This window comes from Halalkalibacter flavus (assembly GCF_036663575.1).
Lineage (GTDB): Bacteria > Bacillota > Bacilli > Bacillales > Bacillaceae_D > Halalkalibacter > Halalkalibacter flavus.
Window position 1 is genome coordinate 1 of record NZ_JAWRVK010000091.1, and the last position, 2729, is coordinate 2729.

General features: G+C 33.9%; 2 protein-coding genes. One reads left to right on the forward strand and one right to left on the reverse strand.

Annotated elements, in window-relative coordinates; translation table 11 throughout:
* Positions 1-350: 350 nt before the first annotated feature.
* Positions 351-920, forward strand: coding sequence for a GNAT family N-acetyltransferase (locus SAY88_RS24425; RefSeq protein ID WP_332635042.1), 570 nt, complete (start codon positions 351-353; stop codon positions 918-920).
* A gap of 673 nt (positions 921-1593) precedes the next feature.
* Here the strand turns inward: SAY88_RS24425 and SAY88_RS24430 are convergent.
* Positions 1594-1773, reverse strand: a complete 180-nt coding sequence (locus tag SAY88_RS24430; RefSeq protein WP_332635043.1) for a hypothetical protein — start codon at positions 1771-1773, stop codon at positions 1594-1596.
* Between the last annotated feature and the right edge of the window lie 956 nt (positions 1774-2729).

The window sequence follows — 2729 nt, forward strand, 5'->3', positions numbered from 1 at the left end:
ACATATTCACGATAGAAGAGTGAGTTTAGTCAAATTTTAGTGTGGTTAAGCATATAGGCCTTTAAGATGGCTTCAGTATTAAGAAACGACTTTAGTCGTAGACATTTTATGTCCAAATCCACCTGCTTTAGCAGGTGGTCGTTTAAGGATGTTAAATTTTATAACCGATTTCTGAAATCAAAGATTTTTTGGCTCTTATTTGTCGGTTCTATTGATATAATTTTAGTTCCTTTTTTCAAAGGGGAGAATCCATTCTAATTAAATATTCTTAGGGTTTCCCATTTAACAAACGGACGCAAGGGATGCTTAAAGAGGTTTTGGAGTTAGTGCAATACAAAGGAGATGTAACATTGAAAGAAGAAAAAATTGAATATGTTTCAGAAACAGAAAGATTAGTAATAAGACCATTAAAGAAAACAGACTATAAAAGTTGGTTAAAAGGATATGAAACAAGACTACCTTCACAGCACAAATACGATGAGGGTAAAAGAGATATGAAAATATGTACTGAAGAATGGTTTAGTGAATTAATTAATAACCATCAACAGATGGCATCCGATGACAAAGTGTACGTCTTCGGCATATTTCGAAAAGAAGATAATGTTCATCTAGGTGCAATAGATTTCTCAACAATTATGAGGGATGATTTTCAATGGGCAAGGTTTGGTTATACGATTCATAACCAATTCTGGAGAAAAGGGTATGGGAAGGAAGCTGTAAAAGCAGCTATAACTCTTGCATTTGAAAAAATAAATTATCATCGAATTGAGGCTCACATAAACCTTGATAACATCCCTTCAATCAAATTAGCTGAAAGTATCGGAATGGAATTTGAATGTATTAGAAAAGGGTTTATATATGAATTTGATGAATGGACTGATAATCTAATCTACTATATTAATATTGGCAGTTCTGTCTAAGGAGGAAAGAATGAAGAAACATACTCAGCTTGGTAAGGAAATCTATTGGTTAGGTTTTCCAGAGAAAAAGCCGTATACTGTGCAAAAAAAGCTAGGCACACCTAGCTTTTAGAGAGTCGGTTTTCATGTATTAGCGCAATTCAGATTTTAAATAATCGACATACTCTCTTTGCTTAACTAAGATATTACGAACAAGGTTCAAACTTTTCTCATCAAGCCTATCACGAACTAATTTTTCAGTCATTTTGATTCCGTAGAGATTTTCTCCTTTAATTGCATGCTTTAGAATTTCCTTTTCAGTCTTTGATTGATCAAATATTTGGCTAATGAAAAGTTCGATCTTACCAATAATTCCTTCACTTGTTTCTGGTGTTCCGTGGAGCCCAAGTCTGCATGGTGTTTCTAGTCCTTTTGGATAGTAATGAATCTATTACGAAGTGGGGAAGAGTCTTCAAGATTTTTAATGAATTCTTCATAAGAATGTACTCTCATATATTGACCTTGTACTAACTGGTTTAAGTTTTTTACAACATTCTGTTTTTCCGTTGGAATCAGTCCTTTCAATATTATAATCATTGCGTTTATAGTTTTAGTGAAAGAATGAATTTATAGTCAGCTCACACTAAAAAGAGACTAGCACTACACGAACACAACGTAAGAGATTATCTCCTTTTCATTCAGTGATTAAATCATACACTTCATCGACCACTTCTTCATCTTGAACGTCAAATTCCATTCTTAGACTATGTCGAATCATCGTCTTATTGACTGATCCTTCCGTAATATGAACAGCATTTGTTTTTATCCAATCGGCCATTTGTTGAATTTGGTTTTGTTCATTTGTTTGACTCATTCTTGCATTCTCCTTCCGAAACACCTTTTCTTACTAGCATTTTCTAAACGAATATTTATATACCTGATCAATCCGTTTCTTTCTTAGTACGGCAGAAATAGGTGTGGAATACTTTTTGTTTTGGGGGTTCGGACCTCAGTTTTTCGATGAAGTGAGGTTTCGTTTGTTCCAGTAACAGACTCTTTAGCTGCTCAAGTCTTACTGTGCCGAATCCAGGTATTTTTTTCGGGATGGTAATAAGGAAATCCTCTAGTTGTGGATAATACCGAATGGTAGCATCTCCTGTGCTTTCGGTTTTCCCTAATTTGTAACCAAATTCAAATGATTGTTCTATATAGGAAGAAACCTGGTGGAGACCTAAGTTTTCATAAATGGCGGGAAATTGATGAAAGACTGGAGGATCAGTAAATGATATTGATGTTATGTTTAAAATGCCGCTCCTTTCTCGTTTTTCTTGATTTTCTCCTATTATTCCCCAATACAGATTGGAGCAGACGATTATGAGTGAGATGTTCAACATTGAGCTTTCATTATAGAGAGCAGCTTGTTATTTGCATGAACATGTAAAAGCGATGAAAAGCTTCCTTATATAAAGAGCTTCTTTGTTTTTTTAAGGAATAGTTTAAAAATAGAGAACTGTGGTAAATGTATAGTAGCGGAAAAGATTGTTGCTATTCGTGTCGAACTATGGTAGATTATTAAATCTAGCCGCAAAAATTAATTTTAAATTAACTGTTGCGCAGAATTATATGTTGTGATATATTATTACTTGTCGCCGCGAATGATTGATTGAATCGGTGGTGATTGCGAAAATAACTTTTGAAAAGTTGTTGCGCAGAACAAAATGTTATGTTATGATAATTAATGTCGCTAATGATAAGCGGTTAACGAGTTCTTTGAAAACTGAACAAAAGCCAAGCGAATTAAAAGAGATTTAATATCTCGTCAAAGAAATT

Bases quoted from the DNA above. Each gene is read 5' to 3' on its own strand.
- SAY88_RS24430 (WP_332635043.1), bottom strand. From the start codon at position 1,773: ATGAGTCAAACAAATGAACAAAACCAAATTCAACAAATGGCCGATTGG.